Annotated in this window: 17 protein-coding genes and 2 pseudogenes; 10 read left to right on the top strand and 9 right to left on the bottom strand. The window is 60.6% G+C overall.

Features of this window, described 5'->3' with window-relative positions; genetic code table 11:
• Window positions 1-6: 6 nt before the first annotated feature.
• Together cyoA and BLU17_RS11440 are read right to left on the bottom strand one after the other, a co-directional pair.
• Window positions 7-894, bottom strand: a complete 888-nt coding sequence (cyoA, locus tag BLU17_RS11445; RefSeq protein WP_091996904.1) for a ubiquinol oxidase subunit II — start codon at window positions 892-894, stop codon at window positions 7-9.
• Between the two features lie 337 nt (window positions 895-1,231).
• Window positions 1,232-2,782, bottom strand: a complete 1,551-nt coding sequence (locus tag BLU17_RS11440; RefSeq protein ID WP_091996837.1) for an NADH-quinone oxidoreductase subunit M — start codon at window positions 2,780-2,782, stop codon at window positions 1,232-1,234.
• A gap of 846 nt (window positions 2,783-3,628) precedes the next feature.
• Here BLU17_RS11440 and BLU17_RS11435 point away from each other — a divergent pair.
• A complete protein-coding gene (locus BLU17_RS11435; protein ID WP_091996836.1) occupies window positions 3,629-4,108 on the top strand; it encodes a hypothetical protein in 480 nt (159 codons plus the stop codon).
• 84 nt (window positions 4,109-4,192) lie between these two features.
• On the opposite strand, the gene BLU17_RS11430 is transcribed toward BLU17_RS11435, so the two are convergent.
• A protein-coding gene (locus BLU17_RS11430) for an IS3 family transposase (protein WP_091996835.1) occupies window positions 4,193-5,349 on the bottom strand; the annotation gives its coding sequence in 2 pieces (ribosomal slippage) (window positions 4,193-5,082 and window positions 5,082-5,349; 1,158 coding nt in all).
• Between the two features lie 131 nt (window positions 5,350-5,480).
• Between BLU17_RS11430 and BLU17_RS34225 the strand changes: the two genes are divergently transcribed.
• Window positions 5,481-5,582 carry a SymE family type I addiction module toxin gene (locus BLU17_RS34225; protein WP_281247812.1) on the top strand — a complete coding sequence of 34 codons (102 nt, stop codon included), beginning with the start codon at window positions 5,481-5,483 and terminating at the stop codon, window positions 5,580-5,582.
• 43 nt (window positions 5,583-5,625) lie between these two features.
• Here BLU17_RS34225 and BLU17_RS11420 read toward each other — a convergent pair whose 3' ends face one another.
• Window positions 5,626-5,832, bottom strand: coding sequence for a CPCC family cysteine-rich protein (locus tag BLU17_RS11420; protein WP_091996903.1), 207 nt, complete (start codon window positions 5,830-5,832; stop codon window positions 5,626-5,628).
• A 49-nt stretch (window positions 5,833-5,881) separates the two neighbouring features.
• Here BLU17_RS11420 and BLU17_RS11415 point away from each other — a divergent pair.
• A pseudogene (locus BLU17_RS11415) lies at window positions 5,882-6,325 on the top strand (transposase); the annotation flags it as partial.
• Window positions 6,326-6,337: 12 nt separating this feature from the next.
• Window positions 6,338-6,526 (top strand): annotated as a pseudogene (locus tag BLU17_RS11410) (IS3 family transposase); the annotation flags it as partial.
• Here BLU17_RS11410 and BLU17_RS11405 read toward each other — a convergent pair.
• Window positions 6,473-7,510: a hemagglutinin repeat-containing protein gene (locus tag BLU17_RS11405; RefSeq protein WP_281247811.1), complete on the bottom strand. Its 1,038-nt coding sequence runs from the start codon at window positions 7,508-7,510 to the stop codon at window positions 6,473-6,475. The pseudogene BLU17_RS11410 and the gene BLU17_RS11405 overlap by 54 nt on opposite strands.
• 79 nt (window positions 7,511-7,589) lie before the next feature.
• On the opposite strand from BLU17_RS11405, the gene BLU17_RS11400 reads away from it, so the two are divergent.
• Window positions 7,590-7,790: a SymE family type I addiction module toxin gene (locus BLU17_RS11400; RefSeq protein WP_091996902.1), complete on the top strand. Its 201-nt coding sequence runs from the start codon at window positions 7,590-7,592 to the stop codon at window positions 7,788-7,790.
• 195 nt (window positions 7,791-7,985) lie between these two features.
• Here the strand turns inward: BLU17_RS11400 and BLU17_RS11395 are convergent, their stop codons facing one another.
• From BLU17_RS11395 to BLU17_RS11380, 4 genes are all read right to left on the bottom strand, one after another.
• On the bottom strand, window positions 7,986-8,792 hold the full coding sequence (locus tag BLU17_RS11395; RefSeq protein WP_091996833.1) for a polymorphic toxin type 22 domain-containing protein: 807 nt from the start codon (window positions 8,790-8,792) through the stop codon (window positions 7,986-7,988).
• Window positions 8,793-9,102: 310 nt separating this feature from the next.
• The gene (locus tag BLU17_RS11390) at window positions 9,103-9,417 is read right to left on the bottom strand and encodes a hypothetical protein (RefSeq protein ID WP_091996832.1); all 315 of its coding nucleotides are present in this window, start codon (window positions 9,415-9,417) and stop codon (window positions 9,103-9,105) included.
• 84 nt (window positions 9,418-9,501) lie between these two features.
• Complete coding sequence (locus BLU17_RS11385; RefSeq protein ID WP_091996831.1) at window positions 9,502-18,027, bottom strand: hemagglutinin repeat-containing protein; 8,526 nt, start codon at window positions 18,025-18,027, stop codon at window positions 9,502-9,504.
• A 275-nt stretch (window positions 18,028-18,302) separates the two neighbouring features.
• Window positions 18,303-19,364, bottom strand: coding sequence for a glycosyltransferase family 9 protein (locus BLU17_RS11380; RefSeq protein ID WP_091996830.1), 1,062 nt, complete (start codon window positions 19,362-19,364; stop codon window positions 18,303-18,305).
• A gap of 334 nt (window positions 19,365-19,698) precedes the next feature.
• Here BLU17_RS11380 and BLU17_RS32320 point away from each other — a divergent pair, with 334 nt between their 5' ends.
• The 5 genes from BLU17_RS32320 to BLU17_RS11360 all read left to right on the top strand — a co-directional run bounded on the left by BLU17_RS32320 (window position 19,699) and on the right by BLU17_RS11360 (window position 23,601).
• A complete protein-coding gene (locus BLU17_RS32320) occupies window positions 19,699-20,094 on the top strand; it encodes a hypothetical protein (protein WP_143189231.1) in 396 nt (131 codons plus the stop codon).
• 173 nt (window positions 20,095-20,267) lie between these two features.
• Entirely contained in the window at window positions 20,268-20,597 is a 330-nt protein-coding gene (locus BLU17_RS11375; protein WP_091996829.1) for an ESPR-type extended signal peptide-containing protein, read from the top strand.
• Window positions 20,598-20,652: 55 nt separating this feature from the next.
• Window positions 20,653-22,395 (top strand): ShlB/FhaC/HecB family hemolysin secretion/activation protein, encoded by a 1,743-nt coding sequence (locus BLU17_RS11370; RefSeq protein ID WP_091996828.1) that lies wholly within the window; start codon window positions 20,653-20,655, stop codon window positions 22,393-22,395.
• 97 nt (window positions 22,396-22,492) lie between these two features.
• Window positions 22,493-23,167, top strand: a complete 675-nt coding sequence (locus tag BLU17_RS11365; protein WP_091996827.1) for a CsgG/HfaB family protein — start codon at window positions 22,493-22,495, stop codon at window positions 23,165-23,167.
• Between the two features lie 65 nt (window positions 23,168-23,232).
• The gene (locus tag BLU17_RS11360; protein WP_245746811.1) at window positions 23,233-23,601 is read left to right on the top strand and encodes a DUF4810 domain-containing protein; all 369 of its coding nucleotides are present in this window, start codon (window positions 23,233-23,235) and stop codon (window positions 23,599-23,601) included.

Here is a 23,601-nt window from a genome sequence, read left to right as displayed (position 1 = left end):
GCCTGCTTACCCCTTGGTCACGCACGACGGGTCACTGAAATTCGTGACGTGGCCGTTGTTGTACTTCGCGATGATGTTGTTGAAGAGCTTCGGGTCTACCGTCGAGAAGTACTCGACAGGCGCCTTCTCGCTCGGCTGCGAGACCGTCGCGTATCGATCCATCGAAAGCTGCGTCGAGGACGCCTTCACCTTCTGGACCCACGCGTCGAAATCTTGCTGGCTCGTGGCGAGCGTGCGGAACTTCATGTCCGAGAAGCCCTTGCCGCTGAAGTTCGCCGACATGCCGGCGTAGTCGCCAGCCTGGTCGGCGATCAGGTGCAGACGCGTCTGCATGCCGGCCATCGCGTACACCTGCGTACCGAGCTGCGGAATGAAGAACGAGTTCATCACCGAATCCGACGTGATGCTGAAGTTCACCGGCGTGCCGACCGGCACGGCCAGCTGGTTCACCGAGGCGATGCCCAGATCCGGATAGATGAAGAGCCATTTCCAGTCGAGTGCGACGACTTCGACGTTAATGGGCTTGACGTTCGATTCGAGCGGCTTGTAGGGGTCAAGCTCGTGCGTGGTTTTCCACGTGAGCACGCCGAGGAAGAGAATGATCAGCGTCGGAATGGTCCAGACGACGACTTCGATAGCCGTCGAATGCGACCACTTCGGCGCATACGTGGCGCTGCGGTTCGACGCGCGATAGCGGTAAGCGAACCAGAGCGTCAAGAAGATCACGGGGATCACAACAATCAGCATGGCCCAGGTGGAGGTCGCGATCAGCGACTTTTCCGCCATGCCCACACTTCCTTTGGGGTCGAGGACTTCCATGTTGCATCCAGAAAGACACATGGCCAATCCGGCGCTTACGGGAAGCAATAACCTTTGAAAGGTCGTTCTTTTCATCACGTTTGCCTGAAATTCATTCATTGAATAGTTCCGGACACATCCCCTGACATCCGACAAAGGAAGCGCGCCCGCATCATACAGCCGCTTTGATATTTCGCAATCAATGAATGTGGAAAATGACCTTTGTCAAAAGAGGATTGAGACACTTTGTCGCATGCGTTCGCGAGGTTTGTCGCGCCTCGGGAACACACGCACGCGCGCCCCACTCCGCCCTTGACAACGGCTCGCCGCGGCTCTTTTCGAATCGCAGATTCGAAAACCCTTACACGTAACGAAACGCCGCACCGCCTTCCAGCGGTACGGCGCTTCGTTGCGTCGTCAACCTGTTATGAAATCACGTCGGCGAATGCGGCTGCGACGCACGAACGTCCGTGCCCGCGCGCACTGCGTCGGCAGGCGCTGCGTCGTCGACGGGTTGCTTGCTGCGTCCGGCCTGGGTGACGAGGTTCGCCGCCGAGAGCTCGATCGCGTCGGTGAAGGGCTTCGGATAGAGGCCCATCACCAGCACCAGCGCCGCGAGCGAAGCGAAGATCAGCGACTCGCGACGGCCGATGTCGGCCAGCTTCGCGACGCCCTTGTTCGCCACAGCGCCAAAGATCACGCGCTTGTACATCCACAGGGTGTACGCAGCGCTCAAAATGATGGTCGTCGCGGCAATCGCGCCGATCCAGAAGTTCACGCGGATCGCGCCCATGATGACCATGAACTCGCCCACGAAGCCCGACGTGCCCGGCAGGCCGAGGTTGGCCATGCAGAACAGCATCATGAAGGTCGCGTAGCGCGGCATCACGTTGACGATTCCGCCATAGGCCGAGATCGTACGCGTCCTGGTACGGTCGAACAGCACGCCTACCGAGAGCAGCAACGCGCCCGAAACGAAGCCGTACGAGATCATCTGCACGATCGCGCCTTCGGTGCCGATCTGGTTGAAGAGGAACAGGCCCAGCGTGACGAGACCCATGTGGGCGACCGTCGAGTACGCGAGCAGCTTGGTCATGTCGGTCTGCGCGAGCGCGAGCAGGCTCGAGTACACGACGGCCACGAGCGAGAGCGTGATGATCGCCGGCGCGAAGAAGTGCGCGGCGTCGGGCGTGATCGGCAGCGTGAAGCGCAGGAAGCCGTAGCCGCCGAGCTTGAGCATGGCCATCAGCACGGTCGCGCCGGTGGGCGCTTCGAGGTGAACGTCGGGCAGCCACGTGTGGAACGGCCACATCGGCACCTTCACCGCGAAGGCCGCGAAGAAGCCGATGAACACCAGGATCTGAGGAACGAAGCCGAGCGTGAGGCTGTGCCACGCGGACATGTCGAAGGTGTGCGACTGGCTGTAGAGATACAGCATCGACACCAGCATCAGCAGCGAGCCGGCGAGCGAGAAGAAGAAGAACTTGACCGCGGCGTAGGTGCGGCGCGCGTTGCCCCACGTGCCGATCAGCAGGTACAGCGGGATCAGCGTAGCTTCGAAGAATACGAAGAACAGCATGCCGTCGGTCGCCGCGAAGGTGCCGACCATCAGGCCCGAGAGAATCAGGAACGCGCCGAAGTACTGGGCGACGCGCACCGTGATCGATTCCCACGAGGCGATCACGATCACGAGCGTCGTGAACGCGGTCAGCACCACGAGCCACATCGAAATACCGTCGATACCGAGTCGCCACGCCACGCCGAATTCAGGCAGCCAGTCGCGGAACTCGACGAACTGCATGCCGGCCGCATGGTTGTCGAAGCCGGAGATGAGCGGGAAGGTCAGCAGCAGGCCGACGATGGCACCAATAAGAGCGAGCCAGCGAGCGCGCTGCGGATGACGATCCGACCCGAGGCGCAGCACAGCCACGCCGAACAGGATGGGAATCCAGATCGCCAGACTCAGGAATGGAACGGATTGCATTTCAACGGGACCTTAAAAATGCGGAGCAAAAGCTTCGACAACGCACGCTCTGGTGCGAAAGCAATTTGAAAGATTAACGCGGGGTGAAAATCGGACCAGGCTGGCTGTAATGTATTTGTCAGCGACGAGGCGAAATGCAACACACGTTCAAGGGTTAACGAGGGTAAACGGAATACGGAAGTTTTGCAGCGCAACAACACGGGCCGGATCTACGATTGACACAAGTCATTGTTTTTATTAAGAAACATACTAAGACGAAAAACAACAAATGGGCTGTTACGGCCCATTTCTGATCGCAAAAGCAGCGCTTTCGACTCCCAGGGCGCTGTGACGCGCGGCAGGCAGTCGCGCTGCGCGGCCCGAATAATACCTTACTTGTTTCTTTCGGTTCAATGACTTATGTGTCGGGATATGGCCCTGCGCACCGGTCAAAATCCGTACCAGTTCCGCGATGAAGGCCCTTGCGCGGCGCAAAAAAAAAGCCCCGGCCTTCATGGGGCCGGGGCCAACTCTCACGATGTGCCAGGGACTGGAACACGCATGCCGGCACTTTAGCGTCTCGCTTATCCCTCATTAAGCAGCCCGGCTGGAACAGTCTTTTCCCAGCGGCGCCAGGTCTTATCATTCGTCGAATCATCATCAAATGAGAATCATTTGCATTTGATGATGATTTGTCCGAAAATGGAACTCATGCCGGACGACCGGCCACGACTCGGATGATGAGTCGTGGCGCGCGGGCAGCACCCCGATTCGTTCGCCAGATTTGCATAGGCCCGGAGCAAGCGCGGAAGCGCACCCGTTCCGGATCGACAGCTAAAGCACTCACGCCGGCCGACAGGAGGCTCCATGAACCACACCGCCCCTTTCGCGAGAAATGACACGCTGATCGACGACTCCTTCGTCCAGCATCCCGACAGCGCCGAACAGACCGTCCTGCGCGCCGTGCGCACCTGGCTGCGCCCGCACTGCGACGCCTATGCCAAGGCGGAAAGCTGGCGCAGCGTGCTCGTCGAAGCGGGACTCGGCGTGGCGGGAATCGGCCACTTCGATCTGCTGATGGGCACGCTGTGCCGCGCCTCGTCCCGGCCGCTCGACACGCGCTGCCGCTGCGCCTCCGAACTTGCGAAGGACGAAGGCTCGCTGCTGCAGGTCATCGCGCTCCTGCAGTCCACGCGCAGCGAAGCCGCCGTGCAGTTGCTCAACGACTGGCTGCCCATGCCGAGCGTGAGCGGCATGCTCAAGTCCGCACGCTGGTTCGCGATCGCGCTGCTCGACGCAGGCCTGCAGTTGAGCGACCGTGCGCGTCGCGTCACATACATGCACTGATCTGATCGACCCGCACCACAACCGGCGCTGCCGGTGAGCGGCCTCCGGTAAACTGGCCTTCCCCCGTTCTGCCGGACGGGTAAATTAGCCCGTCATACGCTGCTCGAACTGAACCGGGCTAAGGAAGTTCAGTGTTGAATGTCGGCGATGCGGGTTGTAGAAACGCTCGATGTAGTCGAACACGTCGGCCCGCGCTGTGTCCCTCGTGCGATAGATGCTTCGGTTCACACGTTCGGTCTTCAAGGTGCTGAAGAAGCTTTCCATCGCGGCATTGTCCCAGCAGTCCCCGCGACGGCTCATGCTGCAGGTAATGCCTTGCTGCCTGAGTAGCGACTGGAAGTCCTCGCTGGTGTACTGACTGCCCTGGTCGCTGTGGTGTATCAGTTGCGCGGGCCGGCCACGTCGCCAGAGCGCCATCAGTAATGCGTCGGCCACCATCTTCGCATGCATCGTGTTGCTCATTGACCAGCCGACGATGCGGCGCGAGTACAAGTCCATCACGGCGGCAACGAACACCCAGCCTTCTGCAGTCCAGATATAGGTAAAGTCGGCGACCCATTTCCGGTTCGGCGCGTCAGCTTCAAACTGGCGTTGCAGGTAATTCGGCGCGATGCCGTGAGCCGCAGCAGCCCCTGAATTGCCAGGCATGCGACGTCGCCGCTGTCGAGCCTGCAATCCGGCCTGCTGCATCAATCGGGCAACACGATTCACTCCACAGCGTTCGCCCGCTGCACGCAGATCGTGCCAGATGCGTGGGCTACCGTAGGTCTTGTCGCTTGACTCGAAACTTTCCCGGACCAGCCGCGTGAGTCGAACATTCTCCTGCGAACGCTTGCCCGGTGACCGGCCGAGCCATTCGTAGAAGCCGCTATGCGAGACCCCGAGCAACCGGCACATGGCCCGAGTCGGCCAGACGCCGCGCTGCCGTACTATCCAGGCATACTTCACTGCGGGTCCTTCGCGAAGTAGCCGAGCGCTTTTCTTAGAATGTCGCGTTCCATCGTGACCCGCCTCAACTCGCGCTGCAAGCGCTGCACTTCGGAAAGTGCTTCGGCTCGCAGTGGCTTGCTGGCGTCCATCTCCAGCGCCCCATCTCGCGCCAGCCTGACCCAACGGTGCAGCAGGTTCTCGCCAATGCCAAGGTCACGCGCTATCTGGGTTAAGACGGCCCCCGACTCGTTGCATAGCCGGACCGCTTCGCGTTTAAATTCGTCGGTGAAGTGCCTTCTCGTTTTGCTCATTCCGTCCTCGTCGGATTACGTCAGCTTAGCTGATGTGTCCGGCAGAACGGGGGAAGGCCACTGTCCAGCAGTCGTGGCGCTACCGGCGCATCAATGCGCGAACCCGCACCGAGCCGCCGCTTTATCCGTGAATCAAGCTCTCGGGGCGGTGGCTTGAGCTCGCGGGCTTCGAGGCCGGCCAGCACGTGAGGATCGAAGTCGAACACGGCAGGCTTGTCATCATGCACGATTGAACAGCCCTGCAAACAACAACCCCGGCCAAGGCCGGGGTTGTTTTTAATGCACCTTCGTTTTCGTTGTCCGCCAATGCTTGCGAGCCTCATTCAGGCTGCTTCGATTGGCGCCTCCTGCGAATGCTGGATCATCTGATTGCACTGGATCGTCTTCCCAGCCGCACACAGGGCAGATTTCATAATCGCCTCGTACACCAATCGTCAAGCTTTCACAGCATGGGCAGGGTAAGCCACTTTCTTTCTCTTGCATCATTGTCTATTCCAATAGTCCATTCCAGCCGCCGGTTTGAACATCGTCTTTGGCGCTCGCGGAGGAACTCAAGACGCTCGACGCGATGCTCGAACAACTGACCCTCAAGCATGCCAGACGGCTTCGAGAACGATTCGGCGTTGGGCCTCAAACGGCGGCAGTGCTTGTTGCCGTTGCAGGCGACAATCCGGAGCGGTTGAAAAGCGATGCCGCTCTCGCCGCGCTTTGTGGCACGAGTCCATTACAGGCATCTTCTGGCAAAACGGTCCGACATCGCCTGAACCGAGGCGGCGACCGCGCCGCAAACAATGCCTTGTGGACCATTGCCATGGTGCGCATGCGCAGTGATCCGAGAACCCGGGCATACGTCGAGCGACGAACCAGGGAGGGCATGTCGAACAAGGAGATTCACCGCTGCCTGAAGCGCTATATCGTCAGGGAACTGTACCCGCTCATTCTGGCTGACCTAGCCGATTCAGCACGCACTTCTTGACATAGGAGCGCCAATGCCGCGATGGAAAGCTTCTTCAGCACCTTGAAGACCGAACGTGTGAACCGAAGCATCTATCGCACGAGGGACACAGCGCGGGCCGACGTGTTCGACTACATCGAGCGTTTCTACAACCCGCATCGCCGACATTCAACACTGAACTTCCTTAGCCCGGTTCAGTTCGAGCAGCGTATGACGGGCTAATTTACCCGTCCGGCAGAACGGGGGAAGGCCAGGATCTCGCTGGACGTGAGCGTGCCGGTCGTCAGGCTGTTCACGCCCACACAGCGGCGTCACGCACGCGTTGACGCCGATGCCTGCGCTCAGATCCTTCGAGCGGTAGTGATCCGTATCCTGGAGACTCTGGATGTTCAGGTTACCGCCCACGTCGGCCACGACCTGCCTGCCCGAGGCCACCGCGCCCACCAGATTCGTGTCGCCGCCTGACCGGACCGTGAACATGTCGCCCGCCACGGTGTGCGTGTTTGCCCACGTGGTCGAATCGCCGTCGGCATTGCCGCGACTGCCCGATGCGCTTGCCGTGAACGAGATGCCATTGGTCGAACGCGCCGAAATCGACACGCCGACACCCGCACTTGCGCCGCTGCTGTTACTGCGCTGGCTGCCCGTGTTCTGCGCAGCCTGAAGGTTGACGTTGCCCTGCGCCGCCAGCAACGCGTCGTTGCCCGCCGAAATCGTGCTGCCGATCACGTTGACGTTGCTGTCGGCTCCTGCACCCGCTGCTGCAATCGTGACGTTACGACCCGCCGCGACAGTGCTGCCTACAGCGATACTCGACTGCGCCTCGCCGCTGCTGTGACTACTGCTGGCGCCCAGGGAAATGTTGATGCCTACCGTGGTTGCCGCCTTCACCGGATCGCCGCCCACGGCATCGTAGGCATTCTTCGCGGCAAGGCCCGTCGTCGCAGCCGTCAGTGCCAGCAGACGCGGATCGCCATCGACATGCTGCGCGGCTTTCGTCACCTGCGTGGCAGTCTGGACGGCTGAGACAACGGGATTGGTGATGCCGACCGTCAACCCCGCCGAGTGCGCCTTCTGCTGCTCGGCCTGCGAAGACGTGTCATAAGCGGAGTCAATCGTGACCGTCTTGCCGGCCATGCTCACGTCCTGGCCCGCGTGAAGGACGCTGCCGGCTACGCGAAGGTCGTTGCCTGCGGAGACATTCAGGTGCTACCAACACCTGCGGCCCGCTGACCACAACCAACTCGAGCAAGGAGTTGATCATGGCTGATGCCATTCTTAATGCATTGCCCGCCATCCGGAGCGGCGCGTCACCGTCCAGCAGTCGTGGCGATACCGGCGCATCAATGCGCGAACCCACACGGACCCGCCGCTTTATCCGTGGATCAAGCTCTCGGGGCGGTGGCTTGAGCTTGCGGGCTTCGAGGCCGGCCAGCACGTGAGGATCGAGGTCGAACACGGCAGGCTCGTCATCACGCACGATTGAACGGCACATTGAAACAACAAACCCAGCTCAAGGCTGGGTCTGTTGTTTCAATGTGCCAGAACGAGTTTATAAATCCAGATGCCGGCAATCAGAGTAAATCCAATAACGATGGCAACCCAGTAGATTGTCTTTTGACCTTTACTCAGCTTCTCGTATTGGCCCGGTTTGAACGATGGTCCAGCCATATCGGCCCCTCTACTTTTTCATGTCAAACCCATAACTAATGGGATTCACTGCGGTACCCGGCGGGAAGCCAAGACCATACTCAATGGAGGTTTGTCCACCATACGCGTGACTGATCCCACCACCCGCACCAATGGCAGGGAAGCCAGGAACAGGTACGAACGTTGACGCATTAGCACCGCCACCGGCCAAGTACGAGCTAGTACCTTCTGCACCGCCTCCACCAAGAATACTCCCGAACGTCACGGAAAGCCCGGGCTTCAACGAATACGTGGGGATGGGCTTACCAAGCGCCCAACTTCCAAATGTATCGCCGTTGTGCAGATTAATTACTACGCCGCCTGAAGCAATATAGATGTTGCCTTGGATCGACACATGATCTGGAGACATTGTCCCAAGTGCAAGTTGTGCGTTGTCCCCCTGCGCCTGAATCGCCGCATTCAGCACCGCCTCGTTACACTGCCCAGTCGCCGAGCACGCCTGCGCAACCAGATCATTCTTCTTCCGGTGCAGGGACTGGTTATACAGCTCGACGTTCGAGGCCGTGGCGGCTCCCGCTGCGCCACCGACCAGCGCACCGCCCACACCAGCCACTACATTCGCCGCGATGCTGCCGAGCAGCTCGGAACCCGTCGCTGATCCCACGCCCTTGTAGATATCGTCCAGTTGCTTCGCCATCGCTGCCGACAGCCCCGCGCCCGCCGCGCCCTGCAACGCCGTCCCGATGCTTCCACCACCCAGCCCACCGATCAACGCACCACCCGCGACGTGCAGCGCTACGCGATTCGTCCCACCCTCATCCCAGTTGCGAACGTCCAACGTGCGCCGTGTTGTCGAAGCCGGTTTTCCCTTGACGCACCAGAGGCTTGCAGTCCGTTTTGCCCTGACGTGACCTCCGATCTGCAATTTTTTGCCCCGACGCGGGTTTTCACTTTAAGACGCGATTTTGCCAGTTGCGTGCCAGACATTTGTTAAGGACTGTCAAGGTTGCGCGTCATCGTCCCGCCGGGTTTGACGGCTCCCGAAGGGAGACGGCAAACCCGGCGGAACAGGGCACTTGCGTCCCACTGCTCCAGAACCGCGCAAGCCTTCGTGAACCACCCCAGCGACGACTCATCACCAAAGCAAACTAGTGCCTTCTATCAAATCTCTTATCCTTGTCATTTTCTGACTTGAACCCCATTAGCAGCCCAACCTCTAACAACTTGACAGCCGCCTTACCCGAGATCCTGTACGGGAATTGCTCCAGCGCGCTATTTATATATTCGAATGCAAGCCCGTACTCCCCCGCCAGTTCAATAAACTCCCGGATTTGCGCTATCTCATCCTCATATGACATCACGTTCGCCGGGTAATGTTGACCAACCTCCGGTTGCGCCGACATCTCATCCAGAACAAAAATTAAATTATCTTCAATAAATTCAAAATCTGATTGACTTGTCATTTCGGATTTCTCGGTAAATTCGTTGGGTATCCAGTCACAATGCGCCCCTTGCTCGGATCGACAACCACCTTAATTTCCACACCATTAACTGTGCCCGCCCCTGTCACATAACCGTTTCCTGATGGCTTCGACCACTGCGTATTCGGATTCGTAGCCATCAGAAATAGCATTGGTAATGTCTTGCGGAGTCCACGTAGAAGGAAACTCCGATTTCCCCGGTTTTCCAACCCCCGACAGATGCCCCCCGGAAGTCGGCCCATCACCGTACAGAACGTGCGTTTCTGCCTGTGGATCAAGAAGCGAGCTACTGCCACTCTCGCCATTGCCGTTCCCACTATTGAGCGTCGTATTACCCGCCCCATACCCTGCTACGGACGCACTGGAACTTGTGCCGCCCGCGAGCGCCTGTCCCGCGCCATCAACCAGCACCGCCCCCGGGCTCGCGGTCGGCGGTTTGCCTCCGCCCATTCCCACTATCGCGTCCAGCCCGTTTCTTGCGCCCTGTGCCGCCAGGTCCGACGGACGCTGCGAACTCATCGATTGCGCGTCAGCGTTCATCTGCCCGATGAACTGGTTCACACCCGATGAGATTGCGTCGCTAACCGCCTGCTGGGTCTGCCTCGCCGCGTTGTACAGATCGACCAGATCCCCGGCCGCCTGGGCCAGCGCACTTTCGTCCTTGTTGTTCCCCTGATTGTAGAGGTTCACGTTCGAGCCCATCGCCGCGCCCGCCGTGCCGCCGATGAGCGCCCCGCTCAGGCCCGCCGCGACGTTCCCGGCCAGGTTCCCGATCAGCGACGAGCCCGTTGCACCGGCAATGGCATCGCTGAGTTCCTTCGTCTGCGGCGCCAGCTTCGAGGACAGTCCCGCGCCCGCCGCGCCACCAATCGTGCTGAACGCGCTACCGCCGCCAAGCCCACCAATCAGCGCGCCGCCCGCCGCGTGAAGTTCGGCGCGCGAGTCGCCCCCTTCCTTCCAGTTCTTGTAATCGGCCAGGGCCGCGCCCATCGCGTCCAGATCCCCGCTTTCGTAGGCTTTCTGGGCCGCAGCGAGCGCGTCCTTTTCCTTCTTGTCCGCATACGCGCCGATGCCCTGCGCCACCACCTGGCCCGCCGCCTGCGCCGCCTGCATCGTATCGGCCTGCTGGTTCAGGATCGCGTTCACGTCCGGCGTGGCCGACACCGTGCCGTTAGTGTTCGTCGTATCCCGGCTCAGGCTCGCCACGTCCTGCGTCTGCGCCGCCTGGTTCGTCACGTTGATCGTGCCCGCGCTCACCGCGCTGCGCGTCGTCGCGCTCTGGTCGCCGTTTTCGTCCTGCGAGATCATCGGCGTGATCCCGCCCGAGCCGCTCACCGAGCCCGGCCCGGTTGCCTTGCCCGTGCTGCCCACGCCGATACCCGCGCCGATGCCGTTACTCGCCGCACTGTAGTGCGAGTGGTTTTCGATGTCGCTGAAGGTGAGGGTGCCGGTGGCGAGCGTGTTCTTTTCCGCTTCGGCCGTGCTCGATATCACCGCGCCCGTCAGGTCCGTATTGCCCTTCACGTTGACGTTAAAGCCGCCGTCGCCAGCGTAGATTCCCGCCTGCTCGTTGACCTGCGCGTAGGTGCCATCGCCATGCCCGTTCTGCGCGCTGAAGCTCGCGCTGCCGCCCGCCATGCTCGCGTTAAACCCACCACCCGCGCTGCTCTGGTGCGCGGCACTCGCCGTCGTATCCTGCACACTCGCGACGTTCAGGTTGCCACCCACGTCCGCTGTGACCTTTCCCCCACTCACATTCGATCCGATGAGGCTCGTGTCACCACCGGATATGACGGTCACGCTGCTCGTACCGGTCACATGTGTATTGTTCTGGATCGCCGCGTCGCTGTTGCCGTCACCATGCGCGTTCTGCATCGATGCCGATACGCCCACACCGTTCGTGCCGACCGATACGCCCGCACTCCAGCCGCTGGAAGCGTTCGAACTGCGCGTCGAATCGGTGTTCGTCGTGTTAAGCAGATTCACCTGATTCTTCGCCGCAAGCAGTACGTCTGTACCGCTCACGTCCGATCCGGCGACGGTGACATTGCCGCTACCCGACGTGCCGTTGCCGCTCGCCACCAGCGCGACCGTACCGCCGGCCATGACCGTCGACCCTTTTTCTGCTGTCTGGTTCTCGCTGAAGTCGCTGCTGCTGTGGCTCGACCCAACGCTGACCTGGACGCCGATGCTCGGCGCGCTCGCCGACGAAAGCCCGCTTTTGGCCGCCTGATAGACACCATAACCCGCGAGCGCCGCATCGCCCGTCGCAGCAATCGCGTGCAGCGCCGCGGCGCGATCGTTGCTACTGCCGGCGCTGCTGCCGATCGCCTGTCCCTGCTGGTACGCGCCGTTGATCGCATCCCCGATGCTACCCGACAGACCAATCGACAGACCGCTGCTACGGGTCTGCTGGTTCTGCGTCTGATGGTAACTGTCGGTCGCTGCATCAATGATGACGTTCTGTGCCGTTCCCGTCACGTCACCGCCCGCCACCAGATCGCTGCCGGTCACATGCAGATCCTTGCCTGCCGAAATGGTCAGGTCCCCATTGATCGAGCCGACCGTGCTGGCGTTGTTCACCACCGATGACGATTGGCCCGTTTCAGACGCCGACTGCGTACCAATCGTTACGCTCAGTCCCGATGTGCCGATTCCCGAATGGGTCTGCCTGTAGTAGCTGTCCCGGGTCTGCGTGTCCCGCGAAGTCGTGATACTGACGTTGCCCGCCGCGGCAAGGCTCACATCGTTCGTGCCGACCACCGTGCTGCCCTGCACCGTGAGGTCCTTCCCCGCCTGCACGTTCACCGTATCGCCCGATACCAGGCTGCCGACACCGATGTTCGACTGCGTGTTCTGCATCGTGCCGGTCTTCGTACTGCTGACGAAACTGCCGCGCCGCGACTGCACCGCCTGATAGCTGTCGTGTTCCTCGCGGGCCTCGTTGAGCGTCACGTTGCCCGTCGCCGCGATGTTCGCGGCCCCCGCGCCGGTATCGACGTCGCCCACCATGCCCGCCGTCAGCGACGAACCGGTGAGCGTGACGTTGCCCTTCGATGCATCGGCACTGACTGCGCCGAGCGTCGCATTGCCGGCCGCCGTGAAACTCGTGCCGACCGCCTGTTCGTCGTAGGTGTGATCGACCTGCTGACGCGTCCTGCTGTCGGCCGCTACGTTGTCGTATTTCGCCGTATTGGTGACGGTCGTAGCGGTCAGATTTCCTCCAGCCGCCGCGGCCAGGTCGCCCCCCGCCATGACCTGTGCGCCCTTGAGCGTCATGTCGTTGCCGCTCTGCATCGCGAGGTTGCCGCCTGCGGTGATGGCGCTCGTCTCGTGCGTGACGCCGTTCGCCTCCCAATGGCGGTTCGCGTTCTGGTTCAACGACTGCGACGTGACCGACTGCACCGCGTCCACTGTCATGTCATGACCTGCGCCGACCGATGCGCTGCCGCCCGCCGCGATGTTCGCGCCATGTACGGCAAGGTCGTTGCCGGCGCTCACCAGCATGTCACCGGTCGAGGCAATTGTCCCCTGCGCGCCCAGCAACGTCTGGCTGACCTTGCCGCCACCCACTGCCGAACGGATGCCGGTGCTATCGACCAGCGTCGCATTCACGATGTCATTGCCCGCCAGCACCGCGACCCGGTTGCCGGTGATCAGACCCGACGCATTGACGACGTCGTTGACCGCCGACACCACGGTCGTGCCGTCCGTGGCGCTGCTCGCAATCGTGCCCGCGCGGTTCACGATGTTCGTGCCGGTCAACGCCGTCTGCGCGCCGCCCTGGATCGTGCCCATGTTGGTCACGCTGCCGGTCGCGTGCAACGCGACATCGTCGGCGGCAATCAGTGCGCCGGTCGGTTGCAGGTCGTTCGCGTGCGTGTGCGCGAGATAGACCTGCGGCACCAGCACGTTCTGCGTCGTGCCGTCCGGCAGCGCGACGGTCTGGTTGACGAGCCATACGATATCGCTCGTGAGCGCGTCCATCTGCGCGGCGCTCAACGCCACGCCAACCTGTAACCCGAACGCCTGCGCGACATTCACACCCGCCGTCATTAGCGCCGTGTATTCGTCCAGGGCGCTGTCATGACCGTGAAGGTAGACGCGCCCCGTCAACTGCGTGATCTGGTTTTGCACGAGCTGCTGTTCATATAGGGCGTCGCCCAGGCGCTTCTCCACGTTCTGCGGATTCAGGCCGAGCTGGCCCAGCATGTAGTCGCTGCTGATGAACTTCGTATAGCTTGTGAAGCGCGGATCGGTTTCGACCAGATACGACGCGTTCGGCGCAGTGTGCAGCGAATACAAGCCGTTCGTCGGCAAGGTAATGTGCAACGACTCGTTGCTATCGGCCACCGTCCGCGGCGCATCCGCCTTCTGTGCGACCAGTGCCTGATTGGCGCCGAGCGTGCCGCCGGTCGCCCCCGTTGCGGAGTTCGCTGCCGCCACGTTCGTATTGTTGATGTCCGTGCCGGTGATGCTGACCGCGTTGTTCGCGATGATCGTGCCGCCCGTGCCGCCGATGGCGACGGGAGACAGAACGACGGAGGGCTGCACGACCATCCCCACATCACGTCCGATGTCCTCGTTCCACGCATAGGTCGAAACGATGTCCTGCTGCTGGTACTGATAGAGGGTTCGCCCGACGTTGTTGACGAGTGTGCCGCCGTAATTGCCGCTACCGGATGGGTCGAGCGTACCGTCCTGCCTGGTACTGCCGATCTGGATGGAGCCGCCCGCCGCGATGGCGCTGTACGCGTTGTTGAGCGTGCCAACGTTCGCCAGCGTCATGTTACCGCCCGCCAGCAACTGCCCCTGCTGAGCCGATGTGCCGCTTACCTGGTCCCGCTGCGTGGTAGTCGTCGTGTTCCGCGCAATCTCGACCCGCTGGTAGCCGTTGTGGGCGTCACTGCGGGTGACGTATTCCGAGTCCGGAACATAATTGATGTTCGGATCATAGCCATCCCAGTAATTGACCGTGACAGTGCCGTCCCCATTCTTCGTCAGCGTGTTGTAGTAGATCGTTCGCGCTACGCCAGCGACATTGACGACCAGCACGTTATCGGTCGCGTTCGACCCCGAGGTTTCCGACACGATCTGCGTGGCGGAAAACGTACTGTTGACCGGACTCTTGTAACCGTAGTCCCATACTGCCTGCGTACACGACGAATGCCCGTCGGCATTCGTGGTCGCGCACGCTATGTATTTGGCCCGCTTGGTCTGGTAGACAGTCGATACATCGGTCGCGACCGTCTCGACGTCCGGCGCGGGCCGCGTATTGGTCAGCGTCTGCGCGGCAATCTCGACGTTACCCTGCGCCTGAAGCGTGGACTGGTCGTTCGTCACCGAATTCGCGCGGTTCGCGAGCAGGCCGTTCGCATCACGCGTCGCATCGGCCGCGATGTTCACGTTGCCCAGGCTGAACACGTTCGCGCCGTCTGTGTTCGAGATATCGCCCGGTGAATACAGGTTCACCCCCGACGCCCCCGCGATGATCGCCGCCGCACCGTCGTTGGCAATCGACTGCGAAGCGTTGAGCGTCACCGTATTGCCAATGATCGTCGCCGTATTGGTCAGCGTTGCGCTGTTCGTGATGACCGCATCGCCTTCGATGCGTCCTTCGTTGCTGATCGCGCCCGCTGCGTTGAGCGTCGTGCTGACGGAATTCAGGGTGCCGCCGGCCTGGTTGTCGACGTTCGCCGCGCTTACAGTCAGCGCGTTGACCGCTGCCAGCGCGCCGTGATTAGTCAGGTTGCCCGCTACGGTGAAGGCGAGGTCGTGATTGGCCTGAATCCGGTTGGCCGCGCTGTAGGTGTAATCGCCGTTGACCGTCACCGCGCCGTCTTGCCCCGCTACGATGGTGCCGTCGCCCGTGAGCTGGTTCGTCGTCAGCGTCAGGTTCCGGTCACTGCCGATGGCGCCGTTCTGGTTCGTGAGCGCGCCAGTCGTGACCGCGACGCTGCCGCCGCTGCCCCGGTCGTTGCCGATCGTGCCCGATGTATTGTCGAACGATGCGGCGTGGAGCGACACTGTGCCGTCGCCGTGGATCGAGCCGTTTACATTGGAAAGCGCTGCGCCTGTACCGTTGAGCGTCAGATTGTTTGTGCCCGAGAGCTTGCCACCCGAGTTGTCCACGGCCTGCGATTCGTTGATCGAGAGGTCATGGCCGGCGACCACCTGACCGCCGCCGGTATTCGACAGCGACTGGCCCGAAATCACGACATCGCCGTTGCCGCCGATGACGCCCGCGCCGGCCGTGCCGCCTGCGTTGCTGTTTGTGATGGTCCCGGCGTCAAGTGCGGTGACGCGAGTGCCCGTATTGGCAACGCGCCCCGAGGTATTGTCGAGCGACGCGCCCGACACCCGTAGCGAACCGTTCGCGCCGATCCGCCCGCCAACGTTGGCAATGGCTCCTTGCGCCGCGACCGACGTATCGCCGCTGGCCTGGATCCGGCCCGCCGTATTGTCCAGGGTACTGCCCGACCGCGTGGACAATGCGCCACCCGCCACCAGCGAACCGCCACGATTGTCGATCCTTCCACCCGATACCGACGTATCACCATTGCCGCCGATCAAACCGCCAGCCGTGTTCGTGAGCGTGCCCGATGCCGTAACGGTGGTCACCCCCGTCCCGGCATTGGCAATCGTGCCGCGGTCATTCGCAATCGTTTGCGCGGCAACGCCAAGCGTATCGGCTGCCTGCACGGTGCCGCCCGCGTTATTGAACGCGCCCGTGTCTGCGATGGACACCGCCTGCGCCGCGATGTGCCCACCCGCGCTGTTATCGAGCGAGCTGGCCTGAACCGTGGCTGACGACTTCGCCTCCAGCGTGCCGCCCCGGTTCGAGATGAGTCCGCGCTGGATCGCGAGCGCGCCGTTGGTGGCAATCGTGCCGCCATTATTCGACAGCGATCCGGCCGATACGGACAGCTTACCTGTGCCCGAAACGGCAATCCTGCCACCGTCGTTGACAAGGGCGGCAGGCGCAAGCGTCAGGCCCGCACTGTTGGTCTGCAACAGGCCGCCCGTATTGTCGAGTGTGCCGGCTGCGGCAATGTCCGTCGCCCCGGTTCCGGTCTGCGTGATCGTACCGCCGCGATTCGTGAGGTTGCCCGCCTGGATCGCGAGCTGCGGCGCGCTGAGCGTTCCGCCGCTGTTGTCGAGCGTACCGGCCGCATTCGCGGTGATGGACGATCCCGCGCCCGTGGTCGCGCGGCGCAGACTCAGGTCGCCGCCTGTGGCAGAGAGAACAAGCGCCGTGCCCGCCCGGGTCCGCGCGCTCGACAGGTCGAGCGACACGCCGTCGAGCGTAACCCTGCTGGCGGCAACGTTGTGACCGGTCGCGGAGAGCAGGCCCGCCGACGATACCGTGAGGTTGCCGGCCGTACCCAGCGTGTCGTCGCTGTTGATGCCTGCGCCTAGCAGACCGTTTGACGCGACGCTGCCCGCGCGGATGGATGTATCCCACTGCGCCGCGAGCGTGCCGCTGTTCGTCAGCGCCCCAGCCGAGGCAAGGGCGGTACTCTGCCGCGCGTAAATCGTGCCGCTGTTCGCGACACTGCCGGCACTGATCGCGACATTGCCGCTCGCTTGCATCCGCCCGGACTGCATGACCTGTCCCGCCGTGGTCAGCGTCAGGTCGCCATCCTGTGCGGCAAGCGTGCCGGCGTTGGCAACACCCACGCCGTTTTCGGTCCCGACCAGGATGATACGGTTCGCGTACATCCCACCGATCTGCGACACGTCGATGGAAACACCGGCCGCGGCCCCACTGCTGGCAACGGGTGTTGCCTTCAGGCTGGAATAATCGACGTTGTTCGCACCGGTCACGACATTCAGCGTGTTGCCGTAAATCGCCGCGTTGACCTGCACGGCTCGCGCGATCAGAGCGGCCTGGTCGATATTCGATGCGTTGAAGCCTTCGCCCTGGACCGTGATGTTGCCCTGCGTGACATCGAATCCGGCGAGGTTACCGTTCGCGTCGATCAGCGCGTTGCCGGTCGTGAGAACACCGCGCGACGTGTTGATAAACCCGCCGCCATCCACAATAAGTCCCGATGCATTCGATACGACGACCGCTGCCGTCCTCTGGCCGGCGACTTCGACATAGCCGCGCAACTGCGACGGGTTGTTGCTGTTGACCTGGTTGACGATGATCTTCGCGGCGTCGTTCGATCCGAAGGTCGGGTTGCCATTGATCTGCCCAGCCAGTTGCGTATTCACAATAACAGGTGAGTTATTGAGAATTGCACCATTTTTCTGGACGTCGAACTGCGAATAGGTGTTCATCGAAACGCCGGCACCTGACGGCTTCTGCACGTTCACCTGGGGCACGCCATTCGCAGTGCTGATGACGTTCGGCGCATGGGTTCCGGACGGAACAATCTGCGCGCCGGACAGTACCGGCGTAAAGGCAAACAGTGCGAGTGCTGCAAAAGCCACCTGACGCATGGCAAACAGCGATATGCCGCGATATACGGATGATCCGGTGGTTTCGCCCTGGCTGTCCTTGCCGTGAGTCGTTGCCGTTTCTGCCACGGCGACCAGCATTCCCCGCAGCTTGCTGAAAACAAGCCGGTAACAACGGTTATTCATTTTCTGAATCCGTAATGCCGGAAGAAGCCCCCACGCAATCACAGAGGCGTTTTCCGTTTTCTTCACAACGACGCCTCGCTCCACGCTGCCGGTGCAATGGCGAAGATCTGCAAACCGTATCCGACGACGTCTTTTGTGCGGAGTTCGACATGGAGACGTGTCAGGAAACGTCCGAAACCGCCCTCATCGACGCGTGCTGCCGCTTGATGTGCGCGCTATTTCTGAATACGCCACCGTACTACCCCACTCTCAGGCGACGTCCACATGGTCGCCGCTCACCGCGAGCGCGAAGTGCACTTCATGTCTGATCCTCGTCGGCGCAATTGAATGAGCCTTTGTGCCGAGGCCGCTACCATTGCCGGCGTAATCGCCTCCATGCAGCGATTGCGTTGGCAACGCTCGAACGCCGGTGTGCGAACGCAGGGACGACACAACATTGCGGCGGACAGGATCTCAACGCAGTTCTGGCCATCTGCAAACGGCCCAGTCTGAAACTGTTGCGTCGGACCGAATACCGCTACAACAGGTGTGCCGAAAGCCGCCGCCATATGACTCGGGCCGGTGTCCGTACCAATGAGCGCGTCAGCGCCGGCAATGACGGCCATCATTCCCGGCACGTCCGTCTTTCCGCAAAGATCAATGTACCCTTTAATCCCCGCGGTGATCGACGCCGCCAACGTTTTCTCCGAGGCGGTGCCAATAGCAACGGGGGTGTGCCCAGGGAAAAAAAATTCCCAGTTCAAAAGCAACTGCCTCCAATACTCCGAGGGCCATGCACGCAAAGCTTTTCTACCGGACGCGATCCAGCTGTTCCCGAAATGAAGGCAGATATAAGGGCCTTCGATCGGAAGTAACGAACGTCGATCGATCGAAGTCGGGGCCACTAGCGTTGGCGTGACCGCGTCCGCCAAATCTTTGGGGAGGGCCAGCCGGGTAATCTTACGGATCGACTCAACAGCATGCTCTGTAGGGGCCCCGATATCGTCGCGGATCGCTCGCGCCAGAATCTTCTTCCTGGCTCGCAACAGCCGGAACAATAGCTCAGAGAACGGTCTTGTCTCCATGTCGAGCGCTAGCTCATAGGGGTGGCGGACCGAATGCCATAAAATTTGCAGTTTTGTTGGACTTAAGAAGAGCGGCAACTTTCTCTTCCTGATTTCGAATACGCGCCCAACCCTTGGATCGTGTTTGAACAGACCGCCCATTCCTTTCTTGACGACAATATCAACCGTCGAATCTGGACCATAGTACTTCAGTAGTTTATTTATGGGCGCCATTCCCCAGATGGTGTCACCAAGCATGCCTACACGGACCAATAACACGCGCTTTTCTTTCATTGTTCTCGACGGAGTTTGGTGAAACGTTGCAGTAAGCACCTGCAATCGCAAGATCGACCTCACAAATCGGGAAACCAGAAACAACGAGAAGATCGCGCGATTTGAAGGTTCCGCTCCGTTTCCCAATTCCCAAGCGGAGCCGGCCGACTATAGTCGCCAGCCCGTCAATCTCGTATCAGACCAGTCCTAAAAATGGCATCTCAATTAAAAATAGCTGAAAATTCACAACTAGAACGTTCGCGTAGAAATTCAAACACCGATTGATGCAAGGCGACACGTTCCGCGGCCTTCTGATTCTCGTGTCTTATCCGCACGACAATGCAACGACACCTCAATGGCCTACGCGCCTGGCGAGCACCACGAGCGGCTGCATCGCCTGCATGTCCGACGACGACAGGCTGACAAGGTTACAGCAGCCAACGCGATAGATCTCATCTTCAATCAATCTCGTTATCTCGTACCCTTCGAATTAAAAAATCGTTTTTTTAATTACCCAATTCTGGATTTTTACCGCGAATGGAACATTGCTAACGACCGCGGAAAACCAGTTCACAGCCAACGATCCCGCGGTATTGCGACCTCCAGTGATTGGCACAGCAAGCGCGTCGAGTCCAGTGCAACGATCGAGATGAAAACCGGCAACCGCTGCTCAATGGACGCTACCTATCCGGGTGACGTCGTGTCCATACGATACTGGGCGGTGCCAATCTGGATAATTGACAACAATTGACAGATATTTTTCGCGAATTCGGGGAATATCAGATCCAATCACGCGCGTGTACCAATGCCGCGCGACATGTGAAATACATACCATGGCGATGCCTGGCCCGGCACTATCTGAAGTAGCTGGATCACACCCTGCAAAGCGGAGAGGGTTCATCCGGTATCACGAGGTCGAGAAGAATGAATAACCGCTGTTTCCGGCTTGTTTTCAGCGAGCTTCGGGGAATGTCCGTCGCCGTTTCCGAAGCGGCAATTGGAAAAGACAACGCGAATCACGGCGAAACCGGGCATCGTCAACCAGGTCAACAGCAACACTCCTTCGTTACTGAAGAAGTATGTCGAGGCGGCGAGCGCAAAAACCGCTGCTGTCGCGATCACCAACGGGTCCGGTCTGGCTATGGACGACGGCGGCTTCGTCAAGACGTCGAGAGTATCCCCAGCACAGGCAACCCGATCATCGACGGCAGCGGCGACTTCAACGGTTTCAATATCACGGGCGATATTGACTGATGGCTAGCTACGTTGACTAAAAGAGCATTGGTATCGGTATAGGAATTTGTGACTAGTGGAAAACAAGAAAAATCTGGCCGTACTCTCACTCTCTGTTCTCGCTACATTTGCGGTCTACGCGCAAACGCCACCCGATGCTGCAGCGGTAGCCCGCACGAGCGCCGAACAGGAACAACAGGTCGAGCAGCGACGCGACGCGCTGCAGCGTTCAGCGACCGTTGCAGCGCCCGTTGTACGCTCGGCTGCGCCATTGGTGGGAGAGTGGCCGGTCTTGCCCGCCGAGACACCGTGCTTCCGCATCGACACGTTCTCCGTCGAGGTGCCGGACACACTGCCCGAGGTGGTCCGTGCGAAAGGCGCGTCTGCCCTGTCGATGGACCCGTTCGCATTTCTGCACGACTGGCTGCGGCGCTACGAGGGGCAATGCGTCGGTAAACAAGGCCTCGATATGCTAACCAAGGGCCTGCAAGGCGTGATCCTGAGCCACGGGTACGTTACCACGCGCGTCCTGCTTCCCGCACAGGATCTGTCAAAGGGAGCGCTAAAATTCGCGCTCATACCGGGCGTTATCCGCAATCTCAAGTTCGCCAGCGCGAATACGCGTGGCACCTGGAAAACGGCCTTTCCCACGCGTGACGGTGAAGTGCTCCAGTTGCGCGACCTTGAGCAAGGTCTGGAGCAGATGAAGCGCGTGCCGAACCAGGATGCGAGCATACAGATCGTTCCCGGCGCCGTACCGGGCGAAAGCGATGTGGTCATTACCGCAATGCGCACCAAACCATGGTCGCTCGTGATTTCCGCAGACAACTCGGGCACGAACGCGGCAGGCCGCTATATCGGTAACGTGACGCTTGGCCTGTATAACCTGCTGGGTCTGAATGACATTCTGTCGGGTGGCTTCAACCAGGATTTGCAGTTCGGCAATCACGAACTCGGCACGCACGGATGGAATGCCTCGTATTCGGTGCCGTGGGGCTACTGGACCGGCACGCTGTACGGCTACACGAATACGTATTACCAGCAGATTGCCTGGGGCAACCAGATCTTCGTTTCGAGTGGCAACGCGCAGACGGCAGGCGTGAAGCTCGAGCGAGTTATCTATCGCAGCCAGAGCGATGTATCGGGCGTCGAGTTCCAGCTTGTCAAGCGATGGGGCGCGAGCTTTATCGAGGATACCGAAATCCCGCAGCAGTCCCGCGACAACACGTTCATCGAAGCAGGCCTGACAAGCCGCCATTACTTCGGTGCAGCACAGTTCGACGGCACGCTTGCTTACCGGCTAGGCATTGGCGGGTTAGGCGCGCAGCCTGATACGCCGGGTGGACCGACCTATCGCTTCAAGATGGCGACGCTCGATGCCAACTTGTCGGTGCCGTTCAAGGTAGCCGGTCAGTTGCTGCGTTATGTCGGCACGCTGCACGGGCAGTTCACCAATGACGAACTGAACTACATCGACGATCTGACCATTGGAAGCCGCTACACCGTGCGCGGCTTCAGCGGCGAAACGATGCTGGCGGCGGAAAAGGGGTTCTACTGGCGCAACGAATTGCAATATCCACTCGGGCAGACGGGGCAAGCAATATACGCGGGCGTGGATTACGGCCACCTGTGGGGCCCCTCTACGGTGGCGCTGGCCGGCACGCAACTCGCGGGTGCAGCTATTGGCGTGAAGGGCTCCGTACCGACTAGCCTCGGCACGTACAGCTATGACGTATTCGCCGGTACTCCGATCTATGCACCGTCCGGTTTTCCCGCACCGAGCGTAACGCTCGGCTTCCAGGTAACAGCGCAATTCTGAAATTGGCAGAAGCGTTTCCCTTCGAACCCATGGGGCTATGCTGCTTCGTCCCTGATGGTATCGAATCAATTGTTTTTTTATAAAAGGAAGAAGAAAAATGAGTCCGTCAAAAATGTACGGCGTTGTGCTCTCAGCTGCTGTTGTCGCCCTTGCCGGCTGCGCGACCGAGTCGTCGCGTTCGTTGCCGGTACCCCCAGTCGCCAGCGCCCAGAGACCCTCTGCCGGCAAACCGGTTGGCATTGCAGTGGGCAAGTTTGATAACCGGTCGAGCTACATGCGTGGCATTTTCTCCGACGGCATCGACCGTCTCGGAGGCCAGGCCAAGACCATCTTGATCACGGCGCTTCAGCAAAGCGGGCGTTTCAATGTCCTCGATCGCGACAACCTTGACGAAATCCACCAGGAGTCGGGTTTCCTCAAGAAGGAACAGGCGATCAAGGGCGCGCACTACATCATCACCGGCGATGTGACGGAGTTTGGCCGCAAGGAAGTCGGCGACCAGGAACTGTTTGGCATCCTCGGTCGCGGCAAGGAGCAGATCGCTTACGCAAAAGTCAGCCTGAACGTAGTCGACACGACGACATCGGAAGTCATCACGTCGAGTCAGGGGGCGGGCGAGTTCAGCCTGTCCAACCGCGAAGTCATCGGTTTCGGCGGCACGGCGAGCTATGACTCGACACTGAACGGCAAGGTGCTCGACCTCGCGATCCAGAATGCCGTCAATCATCTGGTCGAACAGGTCGACGCCGGCGCATTAAAGGCAGCCCGATAGGCGTGCACGGCCGCTTCGGCCGTCAAGGATTCAACAACTGCAATAACCATGCGACAGGGTCCACAATGCAACGAATAAAAATCAAACGGGTTATCTGCCTGCCAGTCACAGCGGCTGCCGTGTTTCTCGGTGGATGCGCGGCGAACACCTCACCACCGCTCTATCAGTGGAACGGCTACCAGCCAGCAGTCTACGACTACCTGAAGGGAGGAAAGGCGCCTCAGGAGCAGATCGACGCGCTGGACAAAGCGCTTCAGGAAATTCGCGGCAAGGGCCGCACGCCACCACCAGGGTTCCATGCGCAACTGGGGATGCTGTACGCGAGTGTCGGCAACGACACGCAGGCCATGCAGGAGTTCGAGGCCGAGAAAGCGCTCTTTCCGGAATCCTCGATCTATATGGACTTCCTGATGAAGAAACCGAAGCAACCCTGA

Origin of the sequence: Paraburkholderia lycopersici, from assembly GCF_900096975.1 — a bacterium.
Classification (GTDB): Bacteria; Pseudomonadota; Gammaproteobacteria; order Burkholderiales; family Burkholderiaceae; genus Paraburkholderia; species Paraburkholderia lycopersici.
The sequence above is the reverse complement of the archived record's forward strand: the minus strand, read 5'-3'. Positions and strand labels throughout refer to the sequence as shown.